Raw genomic sequence first — 25,134 nt, forward strand, 5'->3', positions numbered from 1 at the left:
ATGAACGCCATGATTTCCAGGTCGTGCCCCGACAGCGCCGGCAGCCGGAACGGACTCGACAGCACGTTCAGCCCCCGTCGAGGTCGAGGTGGACAGCGAGCTGATCGAGCTGGTCGCCGACGAGAGGCCCGTCGACGTGGACGTCGACAGCGAAGCGACCGAGCTATCGGTCGAGCTGAGGCCGGTCGACAGCGAGCTGATACCCGTCGAGGTCGAGGTGGACAGCGAGCTGATCGAGCTGGTCGCCGACGAGAGGCCAGTCGACGTGGAGGTCGACAGCGAAGCAACCGAGCTGTCGGTCGAGCTGAGGCCCGTCGACAACGAGCTGATGCCCGTCGAGGTCGAAGTCGAGAGCGACGAAATCGAGCTGTTAGCCGACGAGAGGCCAGTCGACGTCGACGTCGACAGCGAGGCCACCGAGCTATCGGTCGAGCTGAGGCCCGTCGACAACGAGCTGATCCCCGTCGAAGTCGAGGTGGACAGCGACGAAATCGAGCTGTTAGCCGACGAGAGGCCCGTCGACGTGGAAGTCGACAGCGAAGCGACCGAACTATCGGTCGAGCTCAGCCCCGTCGACAACGAAGTGATGCCGGTCGACAGCGACGAGATTGCGCTGCTGGACGACGACACCGTCGTCGACAGCGAATCCACGATGGAATTGGTCGCGAAGAGTTGGGAGCCGTTGATCGCGTCCGTGCTGGTCGGCGTGATTTGACCTGCTGCGACGTTGGTGATCTGACGCGTGGTGCCCGTACTCGCGTTGCCGACGCTCACCACGCTGCTCGGGTTGCCGCCCGCGAACGTGGTGGTTACGCCGCCGACGGTACCCGTTGGCGTTGCGTGGGGCGTGTCGGTGACGGAGCCGCTGCCGAGTGCGACGTCGCCGGTGTTGTTGGCGATGGCATTCGGGCCGATCGCGACCGAGTCGGTGCCGAGCGCCTGGCTGTCGGCTGCCGTCGACTTCGCGTGGAAGTACTTGATGCCCTGGCTGTTGATGCTGTCGATCGCCGAGCCGACGCTGCTGGCGGTCGACGTCGTGCCATTCGCGTTGTACGTCGTGTACGCCGGAGCGGAAACCGTTCCGGTCGTCGGATCATACTTCGCACCGCCGCCGAGGGCGGAGGCCGTGCTGGTGCCGAGATTGTCGGTCTTGGTCGTGACCGTGCTGAGGCCGGTGGACAGTGAGTTGATGCCGGTCGAGGTCGACGTGGACAGCGAGCCGATCGAGCTATTGGCCGACGAGAGGCCGGTCGACGTGGAAGTCGACAGCGAAGCGACCGAGCTGTTGGTCGAGCTGAGGCCGGTGGACAGCGAGCTGATACCGGTCGAAGTCGAGGTGGACAGCGAGCCGATCGAGCTGTTCGCCGACGACAGGCCGGTCGACGTGGACGACGACAGCGAAGCCACCGAGCTATTGGTCGAACTCAGGCCCGTGGACAGCGAGCTGATACCGGTCGAGGTCGAGGTGGACAGCGAGCCGATCGAGCTGTTCGCCGACGAGAGGCCGGTCGACGTGGAAGTCGACAGCGATGCAACCGAGCTATTGGTCGAGCTCAGGCCCGTGGACAGCGAACTGATGCCAGTCGAAGTCGACGTCGACAGACTGGTGATGTTCGACATAGTCGTGGTTGCGACCGCGTACAGTTGGCTGCCGTTGATCGCGTCCGTGCTCCCTGCGCTGACCAGGCCGGCGCCGACGTTCTGAATGCGGCGTTCGGCGTTGATGGCGCCGACGCTGACCACGCCGCCCGCCGATCCGGCGCCTGCGTACGGACCGAAGCTCTGGCCGCCGATCGTCGAGCTGCTGACCAGGCCGGTGCCGCCGGTCGTGGTGCCTGCCGTCGCGATCGTCGTCGAGTTGCTACCGAGCGCGACCGAGTTCGCGATGGTCACGCTCGACGCGGTGCCGATTGCGATGGCATTTGTGGCCGATGCATTAGCGTTTTGGGAGAGTGCGATCGAGTTTGAACCCGATGCGGTCGCGTTCGCTCCCAAGGCCGTCGCATAGGTGCCCGATGCGACGGCTGCCGCGCCGACGGCGACCGAGCCGGCGGTGCCGCTGGCTGTCGAGCCGTTCCCGAGCGCCAATGCGTCCGAGCCAGTGGCCAGCGACTTGGCCCCGAAGCTGCCGATGGTGCCGAGCGAGATCGCGCCGGTGCCGGTTGCGGTCGCGGCATTGCCGATGGCCACCGCTCCATTGGTGCCCGTGGCCGTCGCCGAGCTGCCAAGCGCGACGGAGCTGTTGGTCGCAGTGGTGCTGTTACCCAGTGCGACGGCGCCCGTACCGCTTGCGGAGGTGCTGTTGCCGAGCGCGACGGCGCCGGAACCGCTCGACGTGTTGTTTGCACCGATCGCCAGTGCACCCGTGCCGGTTGCGCTGTTCGGATCGCCGATCGCGACCGCGCCGTCGCCCGTCGCCACCTGGCCTCGGCCGATTGCGACGGCACCGCCCGCTGACGTGGCGCTGTTGGCCGTCGTGCCGCTCGAACCGATCGCGACGTTCTGGCCTGTCGCGCCCGAGACGACGCTATCGCCTTGTGCAATACCGTACGCGCCATTGACAGTCGCGTTGCGGCCGACCGCGACGCCGGACGTGGCGCCCGATGCAACGGAAGACTGACCGCCGATCGCGATCGAGTCCGAAGCGGCTGCTTGCGCGCCCTTGGTTGCGTTACTGCCGATCGCGATTGCACCCGCACCCGATGCGATGGTCGAGTTTGCCTGGGACAGCGGCGTCGTGCCGTTACCGCCCGCGCCGCCGATCGCGACCGAGTTCAGCGCGTTCGCGGTCGAGCCGAAGCCGAGCGCGGTGGACCCGGCGCCGCTGGCGGTGGTTTCGAGGCCGGCGGCCGTGCCCCACAACGCAGCCGAGCTGAGGAAGCCCATGGCGGTGCCGCCCTTGCCGGTGACCTGAGAGTAGGTGCCGTAGACCGTCGCGGCGAGATTGTTGTTGCCGGATGCGTTACAGCCGGTCACGGTCGACCACGTACCCGAGCCGTCGGTCGGATACGAGTTGGTGTCGCCCATGGTTATGCGCCCGGCTGCCGTGCTGCCGCTGGAGGACGTACAGCTCGATGGCGAAAACTGTCCGAATCCGTTGACTGTCCCGGGGATGTAAGTCGCCGCGCTGGCGAACGATGGCAGACCGATCGTCAGCGCCGCGAGGGCCGCGACCACAACGGCGGACTTGTTCGGCTTGCCCCGTGCCGAATCGTGTTCGGATGCCGCGACCCAGGCGCCAAGGGCTTCGTTCCAGATCGAGCGGTATGTGCGGTTCATGTCCTACTACCTCCAAATATGCACGCCACACACCGGTCTCTTTCGTTAGAGGAATCTGCCGTGCGCTCGCGCGAATCTTAAAATTGATGGGCGGAGTTTATTTGAGGCGATATTTTGAGATTGACAAACAGTGATAAATCGAAGGTTTTTGAAGTTAAAAGATGGTTAATAGATCGTGTTTTGATCTGTTGGTGTGTAAGAAAGTTGAAAATGACTGGAAGGTGGAGTGAAGGTCTCGTGCGGATGCGGTGATGGATGAAAAAAAACCATAAAAATCAACGTTGTGACGTAGTTTTGTGTGTGTTGCCGCACATTGGGTAACCAAAAAAGTAAGACAAATGAAACGACAAACGTTTGCGGCAAACGTTTGCCTTTCTGAGTTGTAATGTCAGGCGGGACGCTGGCTCGTATGCATTCGAGGCTCTTGTTAATTTATTAATACGAGATTTGATGTGGATTTTTAATTGTATTTATTGGTTTGCCGGTAAATCAAAAAAAACATGAGCCACGGATTGTCTGATTATGCTGGTTTGCGCATCTCATCGGCCGCGCGCGCCCGTGGGGCGGGCCTTCCCCGGCGCCGGTTTCTCAAAGTTGTAAAAAAGTGCTACAGGTGCATTGGTACGGCGATTGGGATTCCAGTTCGGAATCTGTTCAATTGACGTACTTCATATGACGGGTTGGGGCAGGGGGAGACGAGGTGCCAGATCGCCCGCGCCGGGCAGTCTTGCAACCGGAGTCGTTGCGATGATGTGGCGGGGCGCCCACGATGACGGCCGAAGACGCGAACGATGGGGGCAACGGGGAGCCGCGAGCAGAAACCCGCATCTGCTTCGCGGTGACTCTACCGTGCTGGCAAGGGGGGCATTCCGCTGGAGAGAAAGACGATACGCAAGCGCGTCGGATGAGCATCGTCAGGCTGACGAGCGTTCGTTGGCTGGCGTGATGCCGCACCCAAATCGCCGGATGCGAGCCGGGGTGTGGTTCGTTCTCGTCCGGAAGGGTGAACCGCGATGAGGATGGCGGCCGCGGCAACGCGACCCGGTTCTGCCACCCGGTCGGGGCGGCGCAGTACATCGTCCCGGACAAGGCGCCGACGGCCGGCCTGCGTGCGTCGCCGGCAATCCGCCGCAGCAGCCTTATTTCCGCATGAATCGCAGCGCGAGGCGCGCCATGCGCGGCACGAACATCGGGCGCAGCAGCCGTTTGTCGTACCCGGCCATGCGCCGGTCGTTCTCGCTGACGCACAGTTCGATCAGTTCGCGCGGATTTAGCGCATCGCCGATGTCGGCAGTGCTCGTCGCCGGAAAGTTCGCGTCGTGCGCGACGCCGTCCGCATCGATCCCGCGCGCGATGCCGATGCGTTCCCGGATCAGGAATGCCCACACGGCCGCCACCCGCGCGAAGAACCACGGCCGGCGCCACCACGGCAAACTCCGCCAGTACCATGCATACCAGTTCACGAAGAACAGGATGTGCCGGCCTTCCTCCTGGATCACGGGCTCGAAGGTGTCGACGAGTTCGGGCGGGAAATAGCCGGAGCGTTGCGCGGAGCGGAACAGGCCGAACGCGAAGAAGCTGTCGATGCATTCGCTGAAGCCGGTCACCATCCACGACCACTCGGGGTCCTTCGGTGCCGGATAGGCCGGTTCGGGGGCGAGCTTGATGCCGTATGCCTGGACCAGCTTCGACAGCACGACCTTGTGCCGAGCTTCCTCGGCGCCGTCCATCTCGAGCGCCCGGCGCAGCAGCGGATCGCCGACGGTTGCGGCGAAGGTGGCGACGCGGATCGACGCGCGGCCTTCGGTCTGCACGGCGATGTCCCAGATCGGCAGCGACGTGAGCCGCTTGAGTTCGTCGGGCTTGAGCGGCGGCCAGTCGATGACGGCCGGTTTGTACGGGTTGTGCGTATCGAGCAGCATGCGGCAGAACATTTGCCTGTGCGCATCGGAACCGATCCTGACCGGACCTTGACGTTCGAAGGTCCAGTTGCGCATGGCGTGATCTGCCGCTGCATGGTCTTCCTGCAGCGTGTCGGACATGGCTGTTGTTATGCGATTACGAGACGAAAGATTCTTGCATAGCTTCCGTAATCGCGCATTTTCGAGCAGCCCTGCTGCTGCCGGGTGCCGCGCTCAGGCCTGTGTATCGACCCAGAGGCGTCCCCAGCGGGACGCATACGCGAGCGCGTGTTCCTCTTCGAAGAAGAAATCGATTGCGTCGAACGATACGGCGCGCGGCGACGGGCCGCCGCTTGCCTTCTCGATCGTCAGGTTCGCGGCGAACAGCCCGTTCGGCAGCCGGGCGGCGGCGGGGGCGACTTCGTAGCCCTTGTAACGGATCGTGCGGTTCATGGCGTGCGCATGGAAGGTTCGGGCTTTCAGCGTACGAAAACCCGCGGCCCGCGTGAACCAATCTTTCGGCCAATGCAAATCACGTGGTGGGCCGGATCGTTATCGGGGTGGGGAGCCGGCATGAAGCAGGCGGCAGCGCTGCGATGCGCGCCGGACTGCCAGACGCGCGCAGCCCGCGCGCGGCGAACGTCGTCGGCCGGGCGCGGGCTGCGGGGAGGCGGGGATTACTGGTTGGCGATCTTCAGCACGGGCGCGAGCGCGTCGACCGACGCGGCATGCGTGGCCGCGCGATGCGATGCGAACGCGAGCGCGAATTCGGCTGCCTGCGAGCCGACGGTCTCGAGCTGTGCGACGACCTTCGGATCCGAGCAGCTGTCGGCGCTCTCGAAGCGCGTTTCGAGCGTGTTCACGGTGGCGCCGAACGGGGTCGGCCAGCCGCGCAGCGCGTGGACGATCGAGCGCAGCGACGTCAGCACGGTGCCGGCGGCCTGCCATCCGTAGGCCGTGACGATCAGGCCGACCGCGCGACCGTCGAGGTACGGGCGCTCGTCGGCGCGCAGTTCCTCGAGCGTGTCGAGCGCGTTCTTCACGAGGCCGGACACGCCGCCGTGATAGCCGGGCGTCGCGATGATGATCGCGTCGGCTTCGCGCACGGTGTCGATCAGTTCTCGCTGCGCGTCGGTCAGCGTCTTGTGTTCGGGGGCGTAGTGCGGCAGCGTATGCAGGAACGGGCCGTCGAACAGGCGCGTGCGTGCGCCGGCGGCTTGCGCGCCGCGCAGCGCGAACGACAGCGCGCGCTCGGTCGACGACGCGGCCCGGGTGGTGCCGCCGATGCCGACCACGAACGGGCGGCGGTGTTGATCGAATGCAGTCAAAGGGCGCTCCTTGGGGATGGCTTGCCCGGCTAAGCACAGGCTTAAAACCAGATGGTAACGACCCCGCCGCCACTCTGAAAACGACTTTTCGTTCTATCGATATGCCAGGCACGCGGGGCGCGCGTGCGCGCGGCGACGCAGATGGATAGCAGAAATGCTTGGTTGGGACGGCGAGCCGCGCTCGATAAGATGGGCCCGTCTCCTCCATGAATGTCTCTACTGACATGGGTTGGCCCCGCCGCGCGGATGCAGGCGGGGCGTTTTTTCGTCCGGCGCCGGAAAGGGGGCGCGATGCGCGGGGTTACTCGAACACCGGCCGGAAGAAGCTGCGCTCGTAGCTGACGATGCAGCGTGTTTCCTCTGCATACCGGAACGCGGCCTGGCACGCGGGATCGGCCTTCGAGCGTTCGCGATAGCGCTCGTACTCGGCGAGACTCGGGAACGAGAACATCGCGAGCGCGATGTTGCTCGCGCCCTCGGAAGGCAGGAAGTAGCCGTGGTGCGTGCCGCCGAATTGCTCGACGAGCGGAATCCACATCTTGCCGTAGGTTTCGAACTGCTCGAGTTTGTACGGATCGATGACGTAGCGAAGGAAGCAGGTGACCATGTGCGCTCGCGGTGCGGTGGAGGATCAGCGAGTCTGGAGCGCGTCGCCGGGTGTGTCAACGACGATGCGGGGCGCTCGCGCGGGGCATCGCAAGTCCGGAATCGCGCGGCATGGGGTCGGCGACGCAGTGTGCGTCACGCATTGCTTGCAGGCACAACGATCGGTGTGTTCGACCACGTGACCGAAGGCGTCGGACGCATGAAAATGCACACCGTCGCGCCATCGCCTCGCTTCGAATTCTCGTCTTTTTTACGACATTTTTTCTTGCGACGCCTCGCGGCGCGCTCCTAGACTTCGGTCATCCTGACCACGGAGCGCTGCCATGTCGATATCCCGGAACACGATCGCCGAACGTTCACCCGCCGCGCCGCCTGCCGTGCGCGCCGACCGGGTCATCGTGCGGCGCTTCGATCCGGCAGTCGACAGCTACACGCAGCTCACCGCGCTGCTGCATCGTGCGTTCGCGCGACTCGGCGCGATGGGGCTCAACTGTACGTGTGTCGACCAGGCCGAGGAGGTCACGCGTCGCCGCGCGGAAGCGGGTGAATGTCATGTCGCGGTGTCTGGTGGTCGCGTCGTCGGCACGATGACGCTCTACGCCACCGATCCGGCGTCGCCGTGTTCGCTGTACCGTCGCGACGGCGTCGCGAGCGTGCGCCAGGTGGCCGTCGATCCCGGCTGGCAAGGCGGCGGGATCGGTGCGACGCTGCTCGCGTTTGCCGGGCAGTGGGCCGCGTTGCGCGGTTATTCGCTGCTCGCGCTCGATACGCCGCATCCCGCGTCGCATCTGCTGGCGTTCTACCGGGCCCAGGGTTTCGACGTCGTCGATATCGTGCGCTTCGCCGGCAAGCGCTATGACAGCGCGATCCTGTGCAGGCGTCCCGTCGCATGCGTCGCGCGTCGCATGCCGCCGGCATCGCGGCGGGGCGTGCGGCCTGTCGTGATGGCGCAATCATGGGCGCTTCGCGCGATCGCGGCGATCCGGGCCGACTGGCGTGCGCGTCGCGGTACGCGCTCGCCGGCGATGGGGGCGGCCGGCGCGGCCAGCTGCCGCTCGTCACCGTGGCGTCCGCGTCCGCACGGCCGCGTCGCGGCGCGAACGGTGTGAACGGTGGGAACTGCGCGAACGGTGCGAGCGGCACCGGCCTGATTCGGCGTGCCGGTGTGCCGGCGTGGTGGCGTGGTCCTACTCGTCGCGAGCAGGCGTGTCGCCGCCGCCGCGTGCGAGGCGCCATGCGATCGTGCCGAGCACGCCGACCGCGACGACCAGCGCACCCCACAGCACGTAACGGCGGGCCGCATCCGTATCGGCTGCCGGCCCGGGCGGGACCGCCGAGGCCGGCAGCGCCGCACCGACGCGCGCGGGCCGTACCTCCGGCGCCATTCCGACCAGCAGCGCATCGCGGCTCACGGCCGACGACGGCAGCGACGCATTGCCGACACCGAGCGTGAACGGCGGCATGCCGCGCGCGACGAAGGTCAGGGCGGCCGGATGCCAGCCGACCGCGACGGCCGGCTGGCCGCCGCCGAGCCCGCCGTTGCGCATGTCGACGATGATTCGCCACGCGCGATCGGGATTCGATGCAAACGCCAGCGGCGGGTTGCGCTGTTCGCCGCCCTTGCCCTGCAGCCGGAACAGCACGGCATTGGCGACCTCGCGCCACGGCGCCTGCGCGTCGGGGCGACTCTGCAGCGTTGCGCGCGCAACCGTATTCGGTTGCGGCAGGTCGATGCGCACGCGGTCGACCGGATAGGCGCCATCGGTATCGAACAGATACTCGCCGGGCGCGCCGCCGGCCCGCACGTGTACGGCTTCGCGCCATTGACGCGGCACGGCAGCGGAGTCCGCCGTGCGCGCATCGTGCGGTTGCGTTTCGATCTCGATCGATCCGATCGCGGGCGCGCCGTCGAGCCAGTCGAGCCGCAGGTAGCGCGGCCCCGCGCCCTCGAGCGCGATGCGTTCCTGCACCAGCAGGTCGCCGCCGCGGCCGACCTTCAGCAGTTGCGTGCTGCCGAGCGAGCGCCAGCTGCGCAGGTCGTCGCTGGCTTCGACGGCGACACGGCCCTGGTAGCTGTCGTCGCTCACATGCACGAGCAGCGCGTCGACCTCGCCGTCCGCATGCGACAGGTCGACGAGATCTGCCGCATGTTTCGCGCGAGCCGGTGCGGTGACGGCCGCGCGCAGCGAGCCGTCCGGCGCGACCGACACGCCGAGCGGCGCCTGACCGTCGTCGGCGCGCGCGGGTGGCAGCGGGAACCAGTGCACCGGCGTGCGCGCCGGCGGCACGGCGGCCGCCGCAGGCGCATCGAGCGAATACGGCACGGGCTCGCCGGCGCCGTTGAACACGCGCACGTCGCCGAGATCGTCGCGCCGGCTGGCCGCATAGACGGCCTGCGGCACGGTGAGCTGGTAATACGCGGCGCTGCCGTCGAGATCGAGCGAGAAGCGCCGCGCGACGCGTTCCGCGCCGGGGGCGCCGTCGGCCGTCGCGAACGACGTCAGCAGGCTCAGGCCGAGCAGGGCTGCGAGTCGTTTCATGGTTGGGTGTCGCCCGGTTGGGCCGCGGCCTTCGGCGGCAGCGGCGAGAAATAGCCGATCAACAGCAGCAGGATGCCGATGCCGATGAACGACACGATGCGTTCGATGCCGGTGACGTGCGACAGGTCGAACAGGAACAGCTTGATCACCGTGAGCGCGAGGAGTGCGGCGCCGACGAACCACAGCGGACGCAAGCCGCGGCGCGTGGCCCCGATCATCGTCGCGAGCGCGCAGAGCGTCCAGTACACGGAGACCGACGCCTGCACGAGCGTCGATTCCGCCATCGCGTCGAATGCGTACGGCACGCCGGTCCAGTGATGCAGCGTGCGCAGCAGGATCGCGTTCAGCCACAGGAAGGCCGTTGCGCCGGCCGCGCCGAGCAGTTCGACGCGATAGTTGCCGAACGGCCAGCCGAGCGTGCGCGCACGCACGAACCACGACGCGGCGAGCGCATAGACCACCACCAGCACGAGGTCGAGCGGATTGAGCAGAGGAATGCGCGCCCAGCTGCCGCCGTCCTGCGTGAAGTTCGCGTAGAAGGTCCAGGCCCACATCACGACGATCAGCGGCAGCGACGCCAGCGCGCACACGCGCGCGATGCCGTTGCGGCGCGTCAGCCACATGCCGGCGAACGCGAACAGGCTCCAGCCGACCATGAACACCTGCTGGATGCCGAACGAGGACAGCACGGCGTCGATGTCGTAGGCCAGGTGGAAACGCTGATGCAGCGTGCGCAGCAGCAGCGCGTTGAACCACAGGAACACGGTCGCGAGCGCGGCGAGGTCGGCCGCCAGCGGATGCCAGGTGACCCCGAGCGTCTTCAGGCGGCGCAGCCAGGTGGCGAACGCGACGAAGATCAGCAGTTGCGCGACGTCGAGCGGATTGAGCAGCGGCAGCCAGAACAGCGGCGACGCATCGCCGTCGCTCGTCACGCTGGCGATGCTCCACAGCCACAGCAGCGCGGCGAGCGGCGCAGCCCCCCATACCTGATACGCGCGCGGGAACGCGGCGACCGGCCAGCGCAGGCGCGAGCCGGGGCCCGACACCAGCAGAAGCAGCGCGCCGAAGCCGTAGGCCCACGCGCTCCAGCTCCACGCGCCTTCGGGGACGAACGCGCGCAGGCGCCAGAAGCCCTCGAGCGAGAACAGCCCGCACAACGTCCAGAACATCAGCGTGTGCAACGGCGCGATCACGGGAACGGGGATGGCCGCCACGGCCAACGTGCCCGCCGCGCCCGCCGCGCCCGCCGCGCTCGCCGCCGGACCGGCTGCCGCCGTGCCGCGCGACTGCCGCAGCAGCAGCGCATAGCATGCGATGACGGCGATCGGCCACGCGAAGGCGCCCATGCCCGACAGCGGCGCCTCGTGCGAATCGAACGCGCGCAACGCGAGGAGCGCGAGCACCGGCGTCAGCGCGAGTGCCGGCCATTCGGCGATCGGCCACGCGAGCTTGCGGCGCGCGACGTGCGCGAGCCACGCGGTGCCGGCGGCGAACAGCGCGGTCGCGTCGACGACGAACCGGTCCGCATGCAGGTCGACGTGACGGCCCGCGTAGACGAGGATCTCGTGCAGTCCGCCGCTCAGCCACCACAACAGCCCCCACGCCGCGGCGGCCGCGCCGACGTCCGGCATCCACGCGTGCCACGCGCGCGCTTCGTCGCGTCCGTGCAGCCACCAGCCCGTGAACAGCCCGGCGAGCGCGATCAGCAGCATCGCGATGTATGCGCTGTTGAGCACCGGCAGCGCGTTCGTGTCGGCCGGGCCGAGCAGGCTCGTGAAGAATGCGCCGGCCGCGGCGATCTGCATCAGCAGGCCGAAGCCGAACGGCGCAAGGCGTTTCTCGCGCACGCCGACCCACACGATCGCCGCGCCTTCGATCGCCCACGCGGCACTGGTCGTCGGGCCCGAGAACGCGAGCGGCACCGCGAGCGTCGCGAAGATCACCGCGAGCGCGAGCATCGCTTCGAACAGCAGCGCGAGACGATCGCGGCGCCGCGCGAGCCAGGCGGCGATCGCGACATAGAACGCCGACAGCGCGACCGCGCTCCATGCGAGCCCGAACGGCATGTCCTTCACGAGCGACGCCTGCAGCGCGGTCGCGACGATCGGCGTGCCGAACACGAGCGTGCCGTCGACATAGTGACGCAGCGCCAGTTCGCGTTTCACCGCGTACAGCAGCGCGATGCCGACATACATCAGGAAGAACAGGATCAGGAACGGCTCGGTGGTCGCGAACAGCGCGGGGCGGTACGCCGTCACGCCCCACGCCGAGCCGATCGTGAACGTGAACACGAAGCCGAGCAGGTTCAGCGGACGCCAGGCCTTGAACCACGCGATCGCGAAGATGCCTGCGTTCAGCAGTGCGTAGTAGCTGAACAGCGCGACATGGCTGCCGTGGCCGGTCGACAGCAGCACCGGCGCGAGAAAGCCGCCCGCGCTGCCCATGAACGCGAGCGGCAGCGCGTTCTGCTTCACCGCGAGGAACGCGCTCAGCGCGCACACCGCGACCATCAGCGGGAACGCCGCGCCGACCGGCAGCAGCGCGTAGAGCTTGGTCGCGGCGAAGATCGTCAGGTACAGGATGCCGATGCCGCCACCCTGCAGCACGAGACCGTACGCCGCGCGGCGCGCACGCACGCGCCAGCCGATCGCGAGCAGCGCGGCCGCGGCGAGCGCCGTGCCGGCCAGGCGGAATTCGATCGGCAGCATGTCGTTGTCGGCCGCGTACTTGAGCAGGAATGCGACGCCGAAGAACAGCACGATGATGCCGACGCGCACGACCGTGTTGCCGCCGAGCAGCCAGTCGCGCGCCGCGCGGAGCGCGCGTTCGGCGATACCGGGTTCGCGGGGTTCGGGCGGGGCGGGTGGGGCGGGCGGCGTGGTCGTTGCGGGCGCACTCGTCGGTGCGCCGGCGGCAGCAGGTGCGGCGCTCGTCCGCGTGGCGACTGCCGGCGCGGGCGCGGGCGCGGACGTCGACGACGGCACGCCGGCGCTCGCGACCGCAGGCTGCACGGATGGTCGAGGCGGGATCGCGGCGGGCGCAGGCGTGATGGCGGAGGGAGGCGTCGACGGCACCTGCGCGGCGCTGCCGGTCGCTGCGGCACCGGCCTTCGCGCCGGCGAGCTGGCCGCGCAGCACGTCGAGCTCGCGCGTGAGCGCGTCGACCGTCGCTTCGAGGCGCGCGACGCGATCGGCGAGCGGCACGGGAGCGGGTTGCGGCGTCGCGGAAATCGCGAACGCGTCGGGGGGCGTACCGCCGTGCGTGTGCTTGCGTTGCTGCAGCGCGTAGCCGATGCAGAACCCGGCCGCCGCACCGAGCAGCGCGCCGTTGGCGGCGGAGAAATCCCCGAACAATGCGGCGATACCGCCCACGATGAAACCGATTGCGGCAAAAGCCCAATTCATCGCCTTGCTCCCTCTCTCATTTCGTTATCGTCCTTCGATCGTCGCGCGGCGCGATCGAGGCTGTTTCCGTATGGCCGGCAGGCGAACCGGCGTGCGCGGACTGCCGGCGCAGCGCCATGCGCAAGGCGCGCGGCGACGTCGCGATCGGCGTGTTTGCCGGAATGTATCACAATGGCCATGGGGGATTTTCTGGGTTGCGGGCGGGCCGCGAAGCATGGCTGCCGCGCGTTCGCGGCGCCCGTTTTCGTACGACCATTCTTTTTGCCGGCGCCGGGCAGGCGAACGGTCCGATCGGACGTGGAATTGTCGTAAAGCGACGCGCGGTTTTTGCGGGTTGTCGTAAAACGCCGCCGCTCGCGCGTCGCGCTGCTGCGCACAAGTCACGCCCGCGATGCCCGCCGGTGCTGGCTGTGCGCGTATTGCGTCGCCGCAATCGGGGGCCGCCGAGCGCCGCGCCCCGCCGGGCGGGCCTGCGGGGTGTGTCGTATTTGCGCAAGCGTTTGTCGTAATTCGTCGGCAGGTCGGGGTTTTTTCTGGCAACTATGTAGGCACGTTGAGTCACACGCGTGAGTCCCCGCTACACGAGGAGAAGGTTTCGATGGATGCCCCCAAGGTCGTAGTCGAAGGTCTGTGCAAGGTATTTGGAAGCAACCCGCAGCAGGCGCTCGACATGCTCGCCGCCGGCGCAACGAAAGACGATGTGCTCAAGCGTACCGGTCAGGTCGTCGGTGTGCACAACGTTTCGTTCGACGTGCAGGAAGGCGAAATATTCGTGCTGATGGGCCTGTCCGGCTCCGGCAAATCCACGCTGATCCGCCTCGTGAACCGGCTGGTCGATCCGAGCGCCGGCAAGGTGCTGATCGACGGGCTCGACGTCGCGTCGGCACGCCGCTCGGCGCTGACCGCGCTGCGCCGCAAGGACATGAGCATGGTGTTCCAGTCGTTCGCGCTGATGCCGCATCGCACCGTGGTGTCGAATGCCGCGTTCGGCCTCGAGGTCGCGGGCGTCGGCAAGAAGGAACGCGAACGCCGTGCGATGGAGGTGCTCGAGCAGGTCGGCCTCGCACCGTTCGCGCACAAGCTGCCGTCCGAGCTGTCGGGCGGCATGCAGCAGCGCGTCGGCCTGGCCCGCGCGCTGGCCGTGAACCCGTCGCTGATGATCATGGACGAGGCGTTCTCCGCGCTCGATCCGCTCAAGCGCCGCGAAATGCAGGACGTGCTGCTGCAACTGCAGAAGGAACAGCGCCGCACGATCATGTTCGTGTCGCACGATCTGGAAGAGGCGCTGCGCATCGGCAACCGCATCGCGATCATGGAAGGCGGCCGGCTCGTGCAGGTCGGCACGCCGCAGGACATCATCGCGAACCCGGCCGACGACTACGTGCGCGCGTTCTTCGACGGCATCGACACGAGCCGCTATCTGACGGCGGGCGACCTGATGCAGACGGGGGCCGTGCCGACCATGTCGAAGTGCGACGCCGCGAACGTCGCGGCGACGCTGAACGGCAGTGCCGAATATGCGTTCGTGCTCGACGCCGCACGCAAGATCCGCGGCTTCGTCACGCGCGAGGCGATCGGTCAGGACACGCCGTCGGTGCGGCCGATCGAAAGCATCCGGCGCGATGCGTCGCTCGAACATGTCGTCGCGCGCGTCGTCGCGAGCCCGAATGCACTGCCCGTCGTCGACGACGACGGCTGCTACTGCGGCTCGGTCGACCGCGCTCTTATCCTGAAGGCCATCACGCGTTCGCGAGGCTCCCATGTCTGAAATGATTCCGCTCGGTACCTGGGTCGACCAGTCCGTTCACTACCTGCTCGATCATGACGCGGCGACGTTCGATGCGATCGGCCGCGCGATCGAGGGGCTCGCCGCCTTCGTCGAGCACAGCCTGCAGGCGATCCCGATGTGGCTGATGATGGCGATCTTCATCGGCGTCGGCTTGTGGCGCGTGGGCTGGCGCTTCGCGCTGTTCACCACCGCGTCGCTGCTGCTGATCTTCGCGACGGGCTTCTGGGATCAGACGGTCATCACGCTCGGCCTCACGCTGTCGTCGACGATCATCAGCCTCGTGCTCGGCATTCCGCTCGGCATCTGGGCCGCGAAGAGCAAGTGGGTCGCCGCGATCGTGCGTCCGATCCTCGACCTGATGCAGACGATGCCCGCGTTCGTCTACCTGATTCCTGCCGCGATGCTGTTCGGTCTCGGCCGCGTGCCGGGGATCCTGTCGACGGTGATCTTCGCGATGCCGCCGGCCGTGCGCCTGACGAGCCTCGGCATCCGTCACGTGAACCGCGAGATCGTCGAAGCCGGCCAGGCATTCGGCTGCACGCCGTGGCAGCTGCTGTACAAGGTGCAGTTCCCGAACGCGCTGCCGTCGATCATGCAGGGCGTGAACCAGACCATCATGATGGCGCTGTCGATGGTGATCATCGCGTCGATGGTCGGCGCGGGTGGCCTCGGCAACGACGTGCTCGCAAGTATCCAGCGCCTCGACATCGGCCTCGGCTTCGAAAGCGGTCTGTCGGTCGTGCTGCTCGCGATCATTCTCGACCGCATCACCGAGAGCTTCGGCCGCGCGCCGGGCACCGCGAAAGCACCGCTGTTCTCGGGCCTGAAGCAGCTGTTCCGCGCGAAGGCCGCGCCCGCGCAAGCGTAAGCAACCGGCGGCCGGTTCGACTTCCGGCCGCCTCTTCCGATTCGATACCGGCTTCCGTGGCGTTTGCCACGGGGCTGGCTGCGTGCAACCTGCTCAACCGTTCGCCAGGAGCTCGATGTGACGTCCGCCGCCGCTGCCGCCGTGCCCGCCGCTCGCGTTTCACCGGTTTCGTCCCTTGCCCATTTCGGCTTCCTGACGCTGCCGCACTTCTCGATGATCGCGTTCTCGAGCGCGGTCGAAGTGCTTCGGATGGCGAACTACGTCGGGCGTGCCGATCACTACCAGTGGTCGATCTATTCGCTCGACGGTGCCCCCGTGCGGGCCAGCAACGGCATCGCGGTGCGGCCGACCCAGGCGCTCGACTACACGAACCTGCCCGACGTGATGATCGTGTGCGGCGGGATTCACATCCGCGAGGTGGTCGACGACGGCGCGCGCGACACGCTCGCGGCGCTCGCCGAACGCGGGCTGCCGCTGGGCGGCATCTGCACCGGCGCGTATGCGCTGATGTCGGGCGGCCTGCTCGACGGCTATCGCTGCACCGTGCACTGGGAGAACCTGTCCGCGCTGCATGCGGAGTTTCCGCAGGTGGGGTTCGCCGACGAGCTGTTCGTCGTCGATCGCGACCGGCTCACCTGCACCGGCGGCACCGCGCCGCTCGACCTGATGCTGAATCTCGTCGGCATGCGTTTCGGCCAGCAGCTCGCCGCGCAGGTGTCCGAGCAGTTCATCCTCGAACGCATCCGCAGCTCGACCGATACGCAGCCGATCCCCGTCGATGCGCGCGTCGGCTTCTCGCGCGCGGAACTGATCGAAGTGGTGCGGCTGATGGAAGCGAACATCGAGGAGCCGCTGTCGCTCGAGGAACTCGCGCGGCTCGTGCGGCTGTCGCAGCGTCACCTGCAGCGGATGTTCAAGGTGTACCTGAACGTGTCGCCCACTCACTATTACCTCACGCTTCGGCTGAAACGCGCGCGCGACCTGCTGCGCACTACGGATGCGTCGATCGCGCGCGTGACGACGACGTGCGGATTCCATTCGCCGTGTCACTTCAGCAAGGCGTATCGCGCGCAGTTCGGTCACGCGCCGAGCTACGAGCGACGGTTGCCGGGGCGCTGACGCAACCCGCGCGAACCATTCGGTCCGCGACGCCGCCGGGATCGCGGCGCGCGGCTTCAACCATCGATCCCGCCCCCATGAAAAACGACGTCACTTTGAGGAGAAGACAGATGAAGCGCCAATTGATCGCAGCGGTATGCGGGATCGGGATGGCCGCGCCGATGTCGGCGGTTTATGCGGCCGACCCGCCCGTATGCAAGAACGTGCGCTTCGCGGACGTCGGCTGGACCGACATCGCTGCCACCACCGGTCTTGCAGCGACGATGCTGCAGGGGCTCGGCTACGCGCCGACCAAGACGATCGCGTCGGTGCCGATCACGTTCGCGGGCATCAAGAGCAAGCAGATCGACGTGTTCCTCGGCTACTGGTCGCCGACGATGGACCCGATCATCCAGCCGTTCACGAAGGCCGGCACGATCAAGGTGCTCGCCACGCCCAACCTGACCGGCGCGAAATACACGCTCGCGGTGCCCGACTACGTGTACCAGGGCGGCCTGAAGTCGTTCGCCGACATCCAGAAGTACGCCGACAAGCTCAACGGCAAGATCTACGGGATCGAACCGGGCAACGACGGCAACCTGCTGATCAAGAAGATGATCGACGGCAACCAGTTCGGCCTCGGCAAGTTCAAGATGGTCGAGTCGAGCGAGGCCGGGATGCTGGTCGAGGTGAACCGCGCGATCCGCGACAAGCAGTGGATCGTGTTCCTCGGCTGGGAACCGCATCCGATGAACGTGCAGATGAAGATCGACTACCTGAGCGGCGGCGACGACGTGTTCGGCCCGAACTACGGCGAGGCGAAGGTGCTGACGGCCACGCCGCCGGACTACGCGCAGCGTTGCCCGAACGTCGCGAAGTTCGTGTCGAACCTGCAGTTCACGACGTCGATCGAGAACCACGTGATGTTGCCGATCATGAACAAGGAAGACCCGAACAAGGCCGCCGCCGAGTGGCTGAAGGCGAATCCGCAGGCGCTCGACAAGTGGCTGGCCGGCGTGACGACGCTCGACGGCAAGCCGGGCCTGCCGGCGGTGAAGGCGTATCTCGGCGTGCATTGAGCGTCGACGTGACCGACGCGCTCGCCGAAGGCGGCGCGCCGGCGTGATGAAACGCGGCCCTCCCGTATCGTGCGGGCGGGCCGCGTTGCTTTCGGGCTGCGCGTCGATCGGCGCGAAGCCGGCCCGCGAACACCTCGTCACGATTCCTTCGTCGCCGCCGGCACATCGAACACGCGATCGAACGCCCACTGGAACACGAACGCGTAGCAGAAGAAGAACGCGAACAGCCCGATGTCGACGACGAACGCGTCGAACCACGAGATGTCGAGCCACCACGATACGACCGGCACGAGGATGAAGATGAGCCCGCCCTCGAAGCCGGTCGCATGCAGGATCCGTCGCGCGAGCGTGCGCGCGGGCTGCCGGCGCGACGCTTCCCAGCGCTCGAACAGCGCGTTGAAGATCATGTTCCACAGCAGCGCGATCGCCGACATCGTCGCGGACAGCGCGCCCGAATAGACCAGACCCTGCTTGAAGAGCGCCGCGATCGCGGGCGAGATGCAGGAAATGGCGATCGCTTCGTAGAGCACCGCCTGCGTGATCCTGCGCGGTAGGCCTTGCACGTTGGTTCTCCGGTTCGACGGTTGCTGGTGCGTCGATGGTTGGGCGGTGGGTTGGCCGCTACTGCGTGCCGCGGCCGCCGTGCCGCGACGTCCCGGAAGGCTACCCGCGTTGCGCGCGCGCCTCAATTCACCTAATCTCACGCGGATTGAATCGAATTCAACCTGGCCGGATCCGGCCCGCGAGGCCTCGTGTTCTCGAAAATTCCCCTGACTGCATTGCGTGTATTCGAGTCGTGCGCGCGGCTCGGCACGTTCAAGGCGGCCGCCGACGAACTTTCCGTGACGCCGGCGGCCGTGTCGCATCAGATCAAGTCGCTCGAAAGCCGGCTCGGCGTGCTGCTGTTCGAGCGTGGCGCGAGCGGCGTGCGGTTGACGGACGAGGGCGGGCAACTGTTTCGCGCGTGTCACGACGCGCTGCTCGGCATGAGCCGCGGGCTCGATGCGCTGCGGCCCGCGGCGGCCGATACGCGCACGCTGGTGCTGACCACCACGCCCGCGTTCGCCGCGATGTGGCTGATTCCGCGGCTCGGCCGGTTCCGGCGCGTCGATCCGCAGTTGCACATCAAGGTGGAAACCGGCAACGCGCTCGTCGATCTCGAACGCGACGCGCGGGTCGATCTCGCGATCCGCGCGACGTCGCGCACATTTCCCGCGCTGCACGAGATCGCGCTGATCGACGAGTATTTCGGCGCGTATGCGGCGCGCGGCCTCGACGTCGGGCGCGCGAACGAGCGTATCGAGCTGATCGAGACCACCTGGGATACGCCGCTTCCCGTGTCGGTCGACTGGGCATCGTGGTGCCGTGCGGCCGGTCGCGAAGCATGGCTCGAGCGCGCGGTGTTCCGCCATTACGACGACGAGCATTACGCGCTGCAGGCCGTGCTGCATGGGCAGGGTGTCGGGCTGCTCAGTTCGGTGCTGGCCGCCGAGCACGTCGAACGCGACGCGCTGACGCCGATCGATGCATCGGTGCGGCTCGCCGGCGCGCGTTTCGTCGCGCTGTGCCGGCCCGGGCGAGAGCGCGAGCCGCGGGTCCGGCGGTTTCTCGACTGGCTTGAAGCGGAAATCGTGCAGACGCGCGACGCGGTCGCGCGGATCGCGCCGCCGACGTAAAGCAACGGGCGGGCGCTTGCCGTCGGCACGCGCTGCGTGTGAGTCGTTCGTTATCCGAAGCGCACGCAATACACCGGTGGCAAATGCGCGGAGACCTGCCGCCAGTTTTCGCCGCCGTCCGCGGAGGTCCATAACCCGCCCGTCGTCGACGCCATCGCGAGACGCGTGCCGGAGTCGTCCACCGCGAGCCCGTGCCGATAGACGAGATCGTAGGCCGGCGCAGGCGGCAACCCGTTCGACAGGCTCTCGAAGCTGCGGCCGCCGTCGCGCGTGCGCGTGACGACGAAGCGGCCGTTCACCGGAATCCGGCACGCATCCTTCACGGCGGGGACGAACCACGCAGTGTCGGGGTCTGCCGGATGCACGGCGACCGCGAAGCCGAAGCTCGATGGCTGCGCTTCGATCCGCTGCCAGTGCGCGGCACCGTCGGTCGAGCGGAAGATCGCGCAGTGATGCTGGGTCCACAGCACATCGGGGTTGGCCGCGCACTGGACGACGCGATGCGGGTCCTGCACGTTGGGTTCGCCGCGCCGCTCGGGCGGCATGTAGTCGGCCTCCATGCCGTCGGCGCTGACGCGCCAGGTCGCGCCGCCGTCGAAGGTCTGCCAGACGCCGCCGCACGAGATGCCGATCGTCACGTGCCGGCTGTCGCGCGGATCGACCATCACCGAATGGATGCCCGGCGCATCGTAGCCGCCACCGAACCACTCGGGGCGCTCCGGGCGATCCCACAGCGGGCGGTTGAGCGCCCACGAATCGCCGCCGTCATCGGAGCGGAAGAGGCCGCCCGGTATCGTGCCGGCCCACAATACGCCCGGTTCGTCCGCGCCGCCGGTTTCGAGCGACCAGATCTGCTGAAGCGTCCACGGCGGGCGGGGCGGGGTGGGCGCTTCGTCGTGCGCGTCGCCGGTGCCGGCATGGGCGCTGACGTCGGCGCGCAGTTCATCGGCGGGCTGCGGCGGATAGACGGGGACCGCACATTCTTCCCATGCGGCGGCACCGGCACGCCTGCGGTGCAGCTTGACCCCGAAATGGCCGAGATTGAGCGCCGCGTACAGCGTGCCGTCGCGCGGGTCGGCCAGTGCCATGCTGACCGGTTCGCCGACGAAGTGCGGCTCGCCGAGCGCCCAGCCGCCGTTGCCGTCGGCGTGCAGCACGAACAGGCCCTTGCGGGTCGCGACGAGCAGTCGATCGTTCATGTCGGATGTCTCCTGTGGGCGCGGCCGCGCGCTCGTTTGGATGGCGATGCGTCCCTTTATCCGCCGGACAGCGCCTGCACGACGTACACGCGGCTGCCGTTGCCGAGCGGATCGGACAGATGTTGCCGGTCGCGTACCGGCTGGCCGTCGATGAACACCGACAGGTGCTTTCGCAGCGCGCCCTGGTCGTCGACGATATAGCCGCGCAGCCGCGGCTGTTCACCGAAGACGGTTTCAAGCGCTTCGCCGAGCGTCCGTGCGTCGATGTCGCGCTCGGGCGTGTCGATATGGCGCTGGATCGACGCCGCGAAGAAGAGGTGTGCCATGGCGGTGGCTGGCAGGAGCCGTGCGGGGGGACGGTCTGTAGTGTAGGCGATCGATCGGGCCGGCAGCGACATTGCCGTACGGCCGGCGGCGCGGCGACGTTGCTGCGCCGCGCAACGGCCGTGGTGCCTGATCCCCGTCGATGCGCTATGCGTACTTGTCGCCGACCGTGCTGCGGATCTGATAGGTGTCGTAGACGATGATCATGCGCTCGATGCGCGCGTCGTCGTCGAATTCGAAGACGTCGACACACTCGAATTGCACCGCGGTGCCGTCCTTCAGTCCCCAGTCGTAGACGAAATAGCCGGTGGCCCGACGTGCGCCCGTGGCGCTGACGCAGATGTCGATCGGCGTGATCCGGCTTTGTCCGGAGGCCGCCGCGACTTTTTCGAAGAAGGGCAGTGGCGACATCCAGCCGAGGAACGGCGAAAATATCTGCGCATCCGGCGTGAACAATGCGCAGATCGCGGCGACGTTGCCGCTCTCGAGCGCTTTGAGGTAGGTATCGACCTGCCGCGTGTATAGTGCGTCGGACGACGAGACCATGGTATTTCTCCGCTGATTGTTGACGAGCCAGCCACGACAGCCGTCGCGAACCGGTTCAACCACGATAGCGATGCAGCGATGACCGAACAAACGAATAATCCGCAACCCGGGTATGCCGCCCGCGCATATCCGCTCGCGGATCTCACCCGTGCGCTGCCGCCGCTGACGGCATTCCAGGCGTTCGTCGCCGCCGCCGAACTCGGCAGCTTCAACCGCGCGGCCGAGCATCTGTGCCGGACCCAGGGTGCGGTGAGCCGTCAGGTGCAGCAACTCGAAGCGCATTACCGGTGTGCGTTGTTCGTCCGTCATGCGTCGGGATTGACGTTGACCGCGGAAGGCGGCGCGCTGCTGACGGTGGCCGTCGACGTACTCTCGCAACTGGCGCAACACGCGCGCGCGCATGCGCATGCCGCGTCGACTCTCACATTGCGCTTGCCCTCCACGTTCGCGATTCGCTGGCTGCTGCCGCGGCTGTCGGCGCTCAATCATGCGTTGCCGCGCACGGAGTTGCGCATTCACACGTCGGCGGACGACACGCCGGATTTCACCGACGCCGGTTTCGATGCGATCGTCGTGCGCGGCAGCGGAAGCTGGGCGGGCATGGTGGCCGTGCCGCTGTTCGACGAGTGCCTCACGCCGATGTGTACGCGCGAGGCGGGCGCGGTGCTGAAGTCGATCGCCGATCTCGCGCACGCGACACTGCTGCATCCCGCCAGCAATCGCGACGAATGGCGATGCTGGCTGGACGCCGTCGGCGCAACGCAGGTCGACCCGGGCACCGGGCTCGTGTTCGATACGCTCGAGCTGACATTGACGGCCGCGTCGGACGGGCACGGCGTCGCGATCGGCGATCCGCGCATGGCGGCGGATCGGCTGGAAGCCGGCGCGCTGGTCGCGCCGTTTCCGGAGGTGGTGCGCAACGGTCTGGGCTACTACCTCGTGTACCCGGTGCAGCGCGCCGCTCAACCCGCGATTCAAGCGCTCACGGAGGTGCTGACGCGGCTTGCGCGCGAGGATTGACCGCAAGGCGCGTGCGCCGGGCGGGTTGCTAAACCGGAATCGACCGCCCCCGCACCCTGATCCCGAGCCGCACGACGCCGATCACCGCATTCGACAGCCACATCAGCAAGCGCGGCATGCCGCGCCGGCGGATATCGAGCAGCAGCACGATCCGCACTTCGTCGCTGTCGTTCCACACTTCGTGCACGAAGGTGTCGTCCCACAGCAGGAAGCAGCCTTCGTCGAGCCGGTAGTCGCGGCCGTCGACCTTCAGCACGGCGGCCGGCGTACCATCCGCGCGCTTCGGCATCGACAGCACCAGATAACCGCGCAGGATGCCGCGGAACGGCCCGCGATGCGGCGGGATGTGCTTGCCGGGCGCGAGGAACGACAGCGACGCGGACAGCACGTCCGGCGACGCCGCGACGATCGATTCGACGGTCGGGCAGCGCGACAGGTTGCGCGGGAACGGCTGGCCGTAAGCCTGCATGATGAACATCCGCCAGTCGCGCGCATCGTTGGCCGAGATGTCGTGCTGCTCGCGCATGATCTCGTGGAAGCGCGGGATGCGCGGCAGGTCGCGCGCGACGGCCAGCGCTTCCGCGCGAATGGCCGGCCACGCACGAACGAATCGCTCGGCGTCGGGAAACGCGGCCGTATCGAGCACGGCGCCGCCGTCGAGATGGCGATCGTACAGCGTGCGAAGCAGGCCGGCTGCATAGTCGTAAGCGACGGACATGATCGAGGGGCGATCCACAAGGTGTCGTCAGTCTGCCCCACGTGCGGTGGGGCCTGCGTTACGTCAGGTTACGCCGGCTGACGAAAGAATGACAGATCGGTGAAGGTCCGGTGCGAGCGCTCCGGCATTCCGGGAATAAACGTATGCCCCGCGTCGTCATACGGGTGTAGCACCTCGTTTCGTTGACTTCCGAAGGAGTGGAGCATGAATACGCATTGGCTGGTGGCCGCCACGGTGGCGGCGATGTCCGTCGCGAGTGTCGCGACGCCTGCGTCGGCACAGGCACTGACGCGCGCGCAGGTCAGGCAGCAACTGATCGACGCCGAAACCAACGGGCTGCGCTTCGTGACCGATACGTCGTATCCGGACGTAAGTCCGCTGTTCCAGCAGCAGGCCGGGCAACTTCCTCGGCATCAGGCCGAAACCGCGGTCGGCGGCGATCCGGCGGGGACGTCCGATGCGGGCAGGCCGGCGGCGCAACCGACCCGTCCGCGCCCGGCCGCATGCGTCGGCCCCGAGAGCTTTTGCACGCCGTATTTCGGAAGCTGACGCAGCGGACCGCCGCGGCGGGTTCGACATTCACGAAGGTTGATCGGCACGCAACATTGAAGGAGTTGATGATGAAAACTTATATCGCACTACTGATGATGATCGGCGCAATCTCCGGTCAGTCCGCATTCGCGCAATCGAATGCGCCGCTCACGCGTGCCCAGGTTCGCGAGGAGCTGATTCGTCTGGAAGCGGCCGGGTACGATCCGTCGAAGGGGGACGACGGCGAATATCCGGCGGACATTCAGGCCGCGCAGGCGAAGCTCGCCGAGCAGGATCGCGCGAGGATGGCGGCTTCGGCTTCGGCTTCGGCTGCCGCGCCTGCGCCGGCCTCCGTCATGCCGGCGCAGGCCGGCAACTAGGAGCCGACATGTACGTGTGTGTCTTCAGGCCGTCGTGTTCGCGGTGCGGCGATACGCATGCCGTTCGCGGCACGCGGCCCGGTCGAACGGCACGGACGGCCAGGCCGTCGATCGCGCGCCGCTTCGCGCGGCGCCGAGACCGTCTCGTTGCCCGATTCCGTTGGGCGCGCAGGTGGATCGCGGGATGAGCGGCGATGCGGGCGAGATGCGATCCGCGATCGGCGGACTGCTGTCCGCGATGGCGCGCAAGGATGCCGGCGGCGGGATTACCAGGGCATCATCCGCTGCATGACCTGGTCGCGCAGGATGAAACGATGCGCGACCGCGGCCGCGACGTGAAGGCAGATGCCGCCGAACAGCACCCACGCGAGGATGCCGTGCACGTCGCCCATCGCATGCCCGAATCCCGATCCGGCCGCCGACAGCGCAGGCAGCGGCACGATGCCGAGCAGCGTCACGGCCCAGGCACGCGACGACGCATTGATCCAGCCGAGCAACGGCACCGCGATCAGCAGCGCATAGAGCCCGAAGTGCGTCGCGCCGGACACGGCGCGCATCGCGGGCGACAGCTGGTCGGCGGGCGGACGATGCGTCACGCGCCAGAGTACGCGGCAAGCCATCGCGGCGAGCAGCGCGGTGCCCACGATCAGGTGCGCGGCGATCAAGCCGACCGGTTGCGTATCGCGATGCACGTCGGGCATCGTCCAGCCGATTGCATACTGCGCGACGACGAGCGCCACGATCAGCCAGTGGAGAAGGCGTGCGACTGCATCGTATCGGGCGGAGGTAGACATGAAAGCTCCTGGCAAGCGGGTGGGGACCGTATCTTCCGGAGGATTCTACGGCCG

The 25,134-nt window shown here is 67.4% G+C and carries 21 protein-coding genes and 1 pseudogene; 9 read left to right on the plus strand and 13 right to left on the minus strand.

From position 1 onward, the window contains the following. The 5 genes from DID98_RS15260 to DID98_RS15280 all read right to left on the minus strand — a co-directional run. The coding region (locus DID98_RS15260) for an ESPR-type extended signal peptide-containing protein (protein WP_260428079.1) at positions 1-3,279 on the minus strand (3,279 nt) is incomplete at its 3' end. Positions 3,280-4,418: 1,139 nt separating this feature from the next. Continuing rightward, positions 4,419-5,321, minus strand: coding sequence for a ferritin-like domain-containing protein (locus DID98_RS15265; RefSeq protein WP_124485089.1), 903 nt, complete (start codon positions 5,319-5,321; stop codon positions 4,419-4,421). A 93-nt stretch (positions 5,322-5,414) separates the two neighbouring features. Beyond that, a complete protein-coding gene (locus DID98_RS15270) occupies positions 5,415-5,633 on the minus strand; it encodes a hypothetical protein (protein WP_006749916.1) in 219 nt (72 codons plus the stop codon). Between the two features lie 224 nt (positions 5,634-5,857). Continuing rightward, positions 5,858-6,508, minus strand: a complete 651-nt coding sequence (locus tag DID98_RS15275; RefSeq protein ID WP_044844444.1) for an NADPH-dependent FMN reductase — start codon at positions 6,506-6,508, stop codon at positions 5,858-5,860. A 301-nt stretch (positions 6,509-6,809) separates the two neighbouring features. After that, on the minus strand, positions 6,810-7,115 hold the full coding sequence (locus DID98_RS15280; protein ID WP_124485090.1) for an NIPSNAP family protein: 306 nt from the start codon (positions 7,113-7,115) through the stop codon (positions 6,810-6,812). A 322-nt stretch (positions 7,116-7,437) separates the two neighbouring features. Here DID98_RS15280 and DID98_RS15285 point away from each other — a divergent pair, with 322 nt between their 5' ends. Further along, positions 7,438-8,223: a GNAT family N-acetyltransferase gene (locus DID98_RS15285; RefSeq protein WP_124521390.1), complete on the plus strand. Its 786-nt coding sequence runs from the start codon at positions 7,438-7,440 to the stop codon at positions 8,221-8,223. 78 nt (positions 8,224-8,301) lie between these two features. Here the strand turns inward: DID98_RS15285 and DID98_RS15290 are convergent, their stop codons facing one another. Further along, on the minus strand, positions 8,302-9,654 hold the full coding sequence (locus DID98_RS15290; RefSeq protein WP_124521392.1) for a DUF3999 domain-containing protein: 1,353 nt from the start codon (positions 9,652-9,654) through the stop codon (positions 8,302-8,304). Continuing rightward, complete coding sequence (locus DID98_RS15295; RefSeq protein WP_124521394.1) at positions 9,651-13,058, minus strand: DUF2339 domain-containing protein; 3,408 nt, start codon at positions 13,056-13,058, stop codon at positions 9,651-9,653. The genes DID98_RS15290 and DID98_RS15295 overlap by 4 nt, the downstream gene beginning before the upstream one ends. A gap of 356 nt (positions 13,059-13,414) precedes the next feature. Here DID98_RS15295 and DID98_RS15305 point away from each other — a divergent pair. The 4 genes and pseudogenes from DID98_RS15305 to DID98_RS15320 all read left to right on the plus strand — a co-directional run. Then, positions 13,415-14,826, plus strand: a pseudogene (locus DID98_RS15305) (glycine betaine/L-proline ABC transporter ATP-binding protein); the annotation flags it as partial. After that, positions 14,819-15,715, plus strand: a complete 897-nt coding sequence (gene choW, locus DID98_RS15310; RefSeq protein ID WP_044844439.1) for a choline ABC transporter permease subunit — start codon at positions 14,819-14,821, stop codon at positions 15,713-15,715. The pseudogene DID98_RS15305 and the gene choW, both read left to right, overlap by 8 nt. A 117-nt stretch (positions 15,716-15,832) precedes the next feature. Next, positions 15,833-16,834, plus strand: a complete 1,002-nt coding sequence (locus DID98_RS15315) for a GlxA family transcriptional regulator (protein ID WP_044844438.1) — start codon at positions 15,833-15,835, stop codon at positions 16,832-16,834. Positions 16,835-16,944: 110 nt separating this feature from the next. After that, the gene (locus tag DID98_RS15320) at positions 16,945-17,892 is read left to right on the plus strand and encodes a choline ABC transporter substrate-binding protein (RefSeq protein WP_124521396.1); all 948 of its coding nucleotides are present in this window, start codon (positions 16,945-16,947) and stop codon (positions 17,890-17,892) included. Between the two features lie 137 nt (positions 17,893-18,029). Here the strand turns inward: DID98_RS15320 and DID98_RS15325 are convergent, their stop codons facing one another. Then, positions 18,030-18,455, minus strand: a complete 426-nt coding sequence (locus tag DID98_RS15325) for a PACE efflux transporter (protein WP_124485095.1) — start codon at positions 18,453-18,455, stop codon at positions 18,030-18,032. Between the two features lie 189 nt (positions 18,456-18,644). Here DID98_RS15325 and DID98_RS15330 point away from each other — a divergent pair, with 189 nt between their 5' ends. Continuing rightward, the gene (locus tag DID98_RS15330) at positions 18,645-19,568 is read left to right on the plus strand and encodes a LysR substrate-binding domain-containing protein (protein ID WP_124521398.1); all 924 of its coding nucleotides are present in this window, start codon (positions 18,645-18,647) and stop codon (positions 19,566-19,568) included. Positions 19,569-19,618: 50 nt separating this feature from the next. Here the strand turns inward: DID98_RS15330 and DID98_RS15335 are convergent, their stop codons facing one another. The 3 genes from DID98_RS15335 to DID98_RS15345 form a co-directional block, all read right to left on the minus strand. Next, complete coding sequence (locus tag DID98_RS15335) at positions 19,619-20,767, minus strand: exo-alpha-sialidase (protein ID WP_124521400.1); 1,149 nt, start codon at positions 20,765-20,767, stop codon at positions 19,619-19,621. A 56-nt stretch (positions 20,768-20,823) separates the two neighbouring features. Further along, complete coding sequence (locus tag DID98_RS15340) at positions 20,824-21,093, minus strand: MoaD/ThiS family protein (RefSeq protein WP_044844433.1); 270 nt, start codon at positions 21,091-21,093, stop codon at positions 20,824-20,826. Between the two features lie 145 nt (positions 21,094-21,238). Further along, the gene (locus DID98_RS15345; RefSeq protein ID WP_124521558.1) at positions 21,239-21,637 is read right to left on the minus strand and encodes a nuclear transport factor 2 family protein; all 399 of its coding nucleotides are present in this window, start codon (positions 21,635-21,637) and stop codon (positions 21,239-21,241) included. A 78-nt stretch (positions 21,638-21,715) separates the two neighbouring features. Between DID98_RS15345 and DID98_RS15350 the strand changes: the two genes are divergently transcribed. Then, positions 21,716-22,657 (plus strand): LysR substrate-binding domain-containing protein, encoded by a 942-nt coding sequence (locus tag DID98_RS15350; RefSeq protein ID WP_124521402.1) that lies wholly within the window; start codon positions 21,716-21,718, stop codon positions 22,655-22,657. A 28-nt stretch (positions 22,658-22,685) separates the two neighbouring features. Here DID98_RS15350 and DID98_RS15355 read toward each other — a convergent pair whose 3' ends face one another. Next, entirely contained in the window at positions 22,686-23,375 is a 690-nt protein-coding gene (locus DID98_RS15355) for an aspartyl/asparaginyl beta-hydroxylase domain-containing protein (RefSeq protein WP_044844430.1), read from the minus strand. 204 nt (positions 23,376-23,579) lie between these two features. Here DID98_RS15355 and DID98_RS15360 point away from each other — a divergent pair, with 204 nt between their 5' ends. Together DID98_RS15360 and DID98_RS15365 are read left to right on the plus strand one after the other, a co-directional pair. Beyond that, positions 23,580-23,924 (plus strand): DUF4148 domain-containing protein, encoded by a 345-nt coding sequence (locus DID98_RS15360; RefSeq protein ID WP_044844429.1) that lies wholly within the window; start codon positions 23,580-23,582, stop codon positions 23,922-23,924. 71 nt (positions 23,925-23,995) lie between these two features. After that, on the plus strand, positions 23,996-24,286 hold the full coding sequence (locus DID98_RS15365; RefSeq protein WP_124521560.1) for a DUF4148 domain-containing protein: 291 nt from the start codon (positions 23,996-23,998) through the stop codon (positions 24,284-24,286). A gap of 266 nt (positions 24,287-24,552) precedes the next feature. Here DID98_RS15365 and DID98_RS15370 read toward each other — a convergent pair whose 3' ends face one another. After that, a complete protein-coding gene (locus DID98_RS15370) occupies positions 24,553-25,080 on the minus strand; it encodes a cytochrome b (RefSeq protein ID WP_124521404.1) in 528 nt (175 codons plus the stop codon). Between the last annotated feature and the right edge of the window lie 54 nt (positions 25,081-25,134).

The organism is Burkholderia sp. Bp8984 (assembly GCF_003853755.1).
Classification (GTDB): domain Bacteria; phylum Pseudomonadota; class Gammaproteobacteria; order Burkholderiales; family Burkholderiaceae; genus Burkholderia.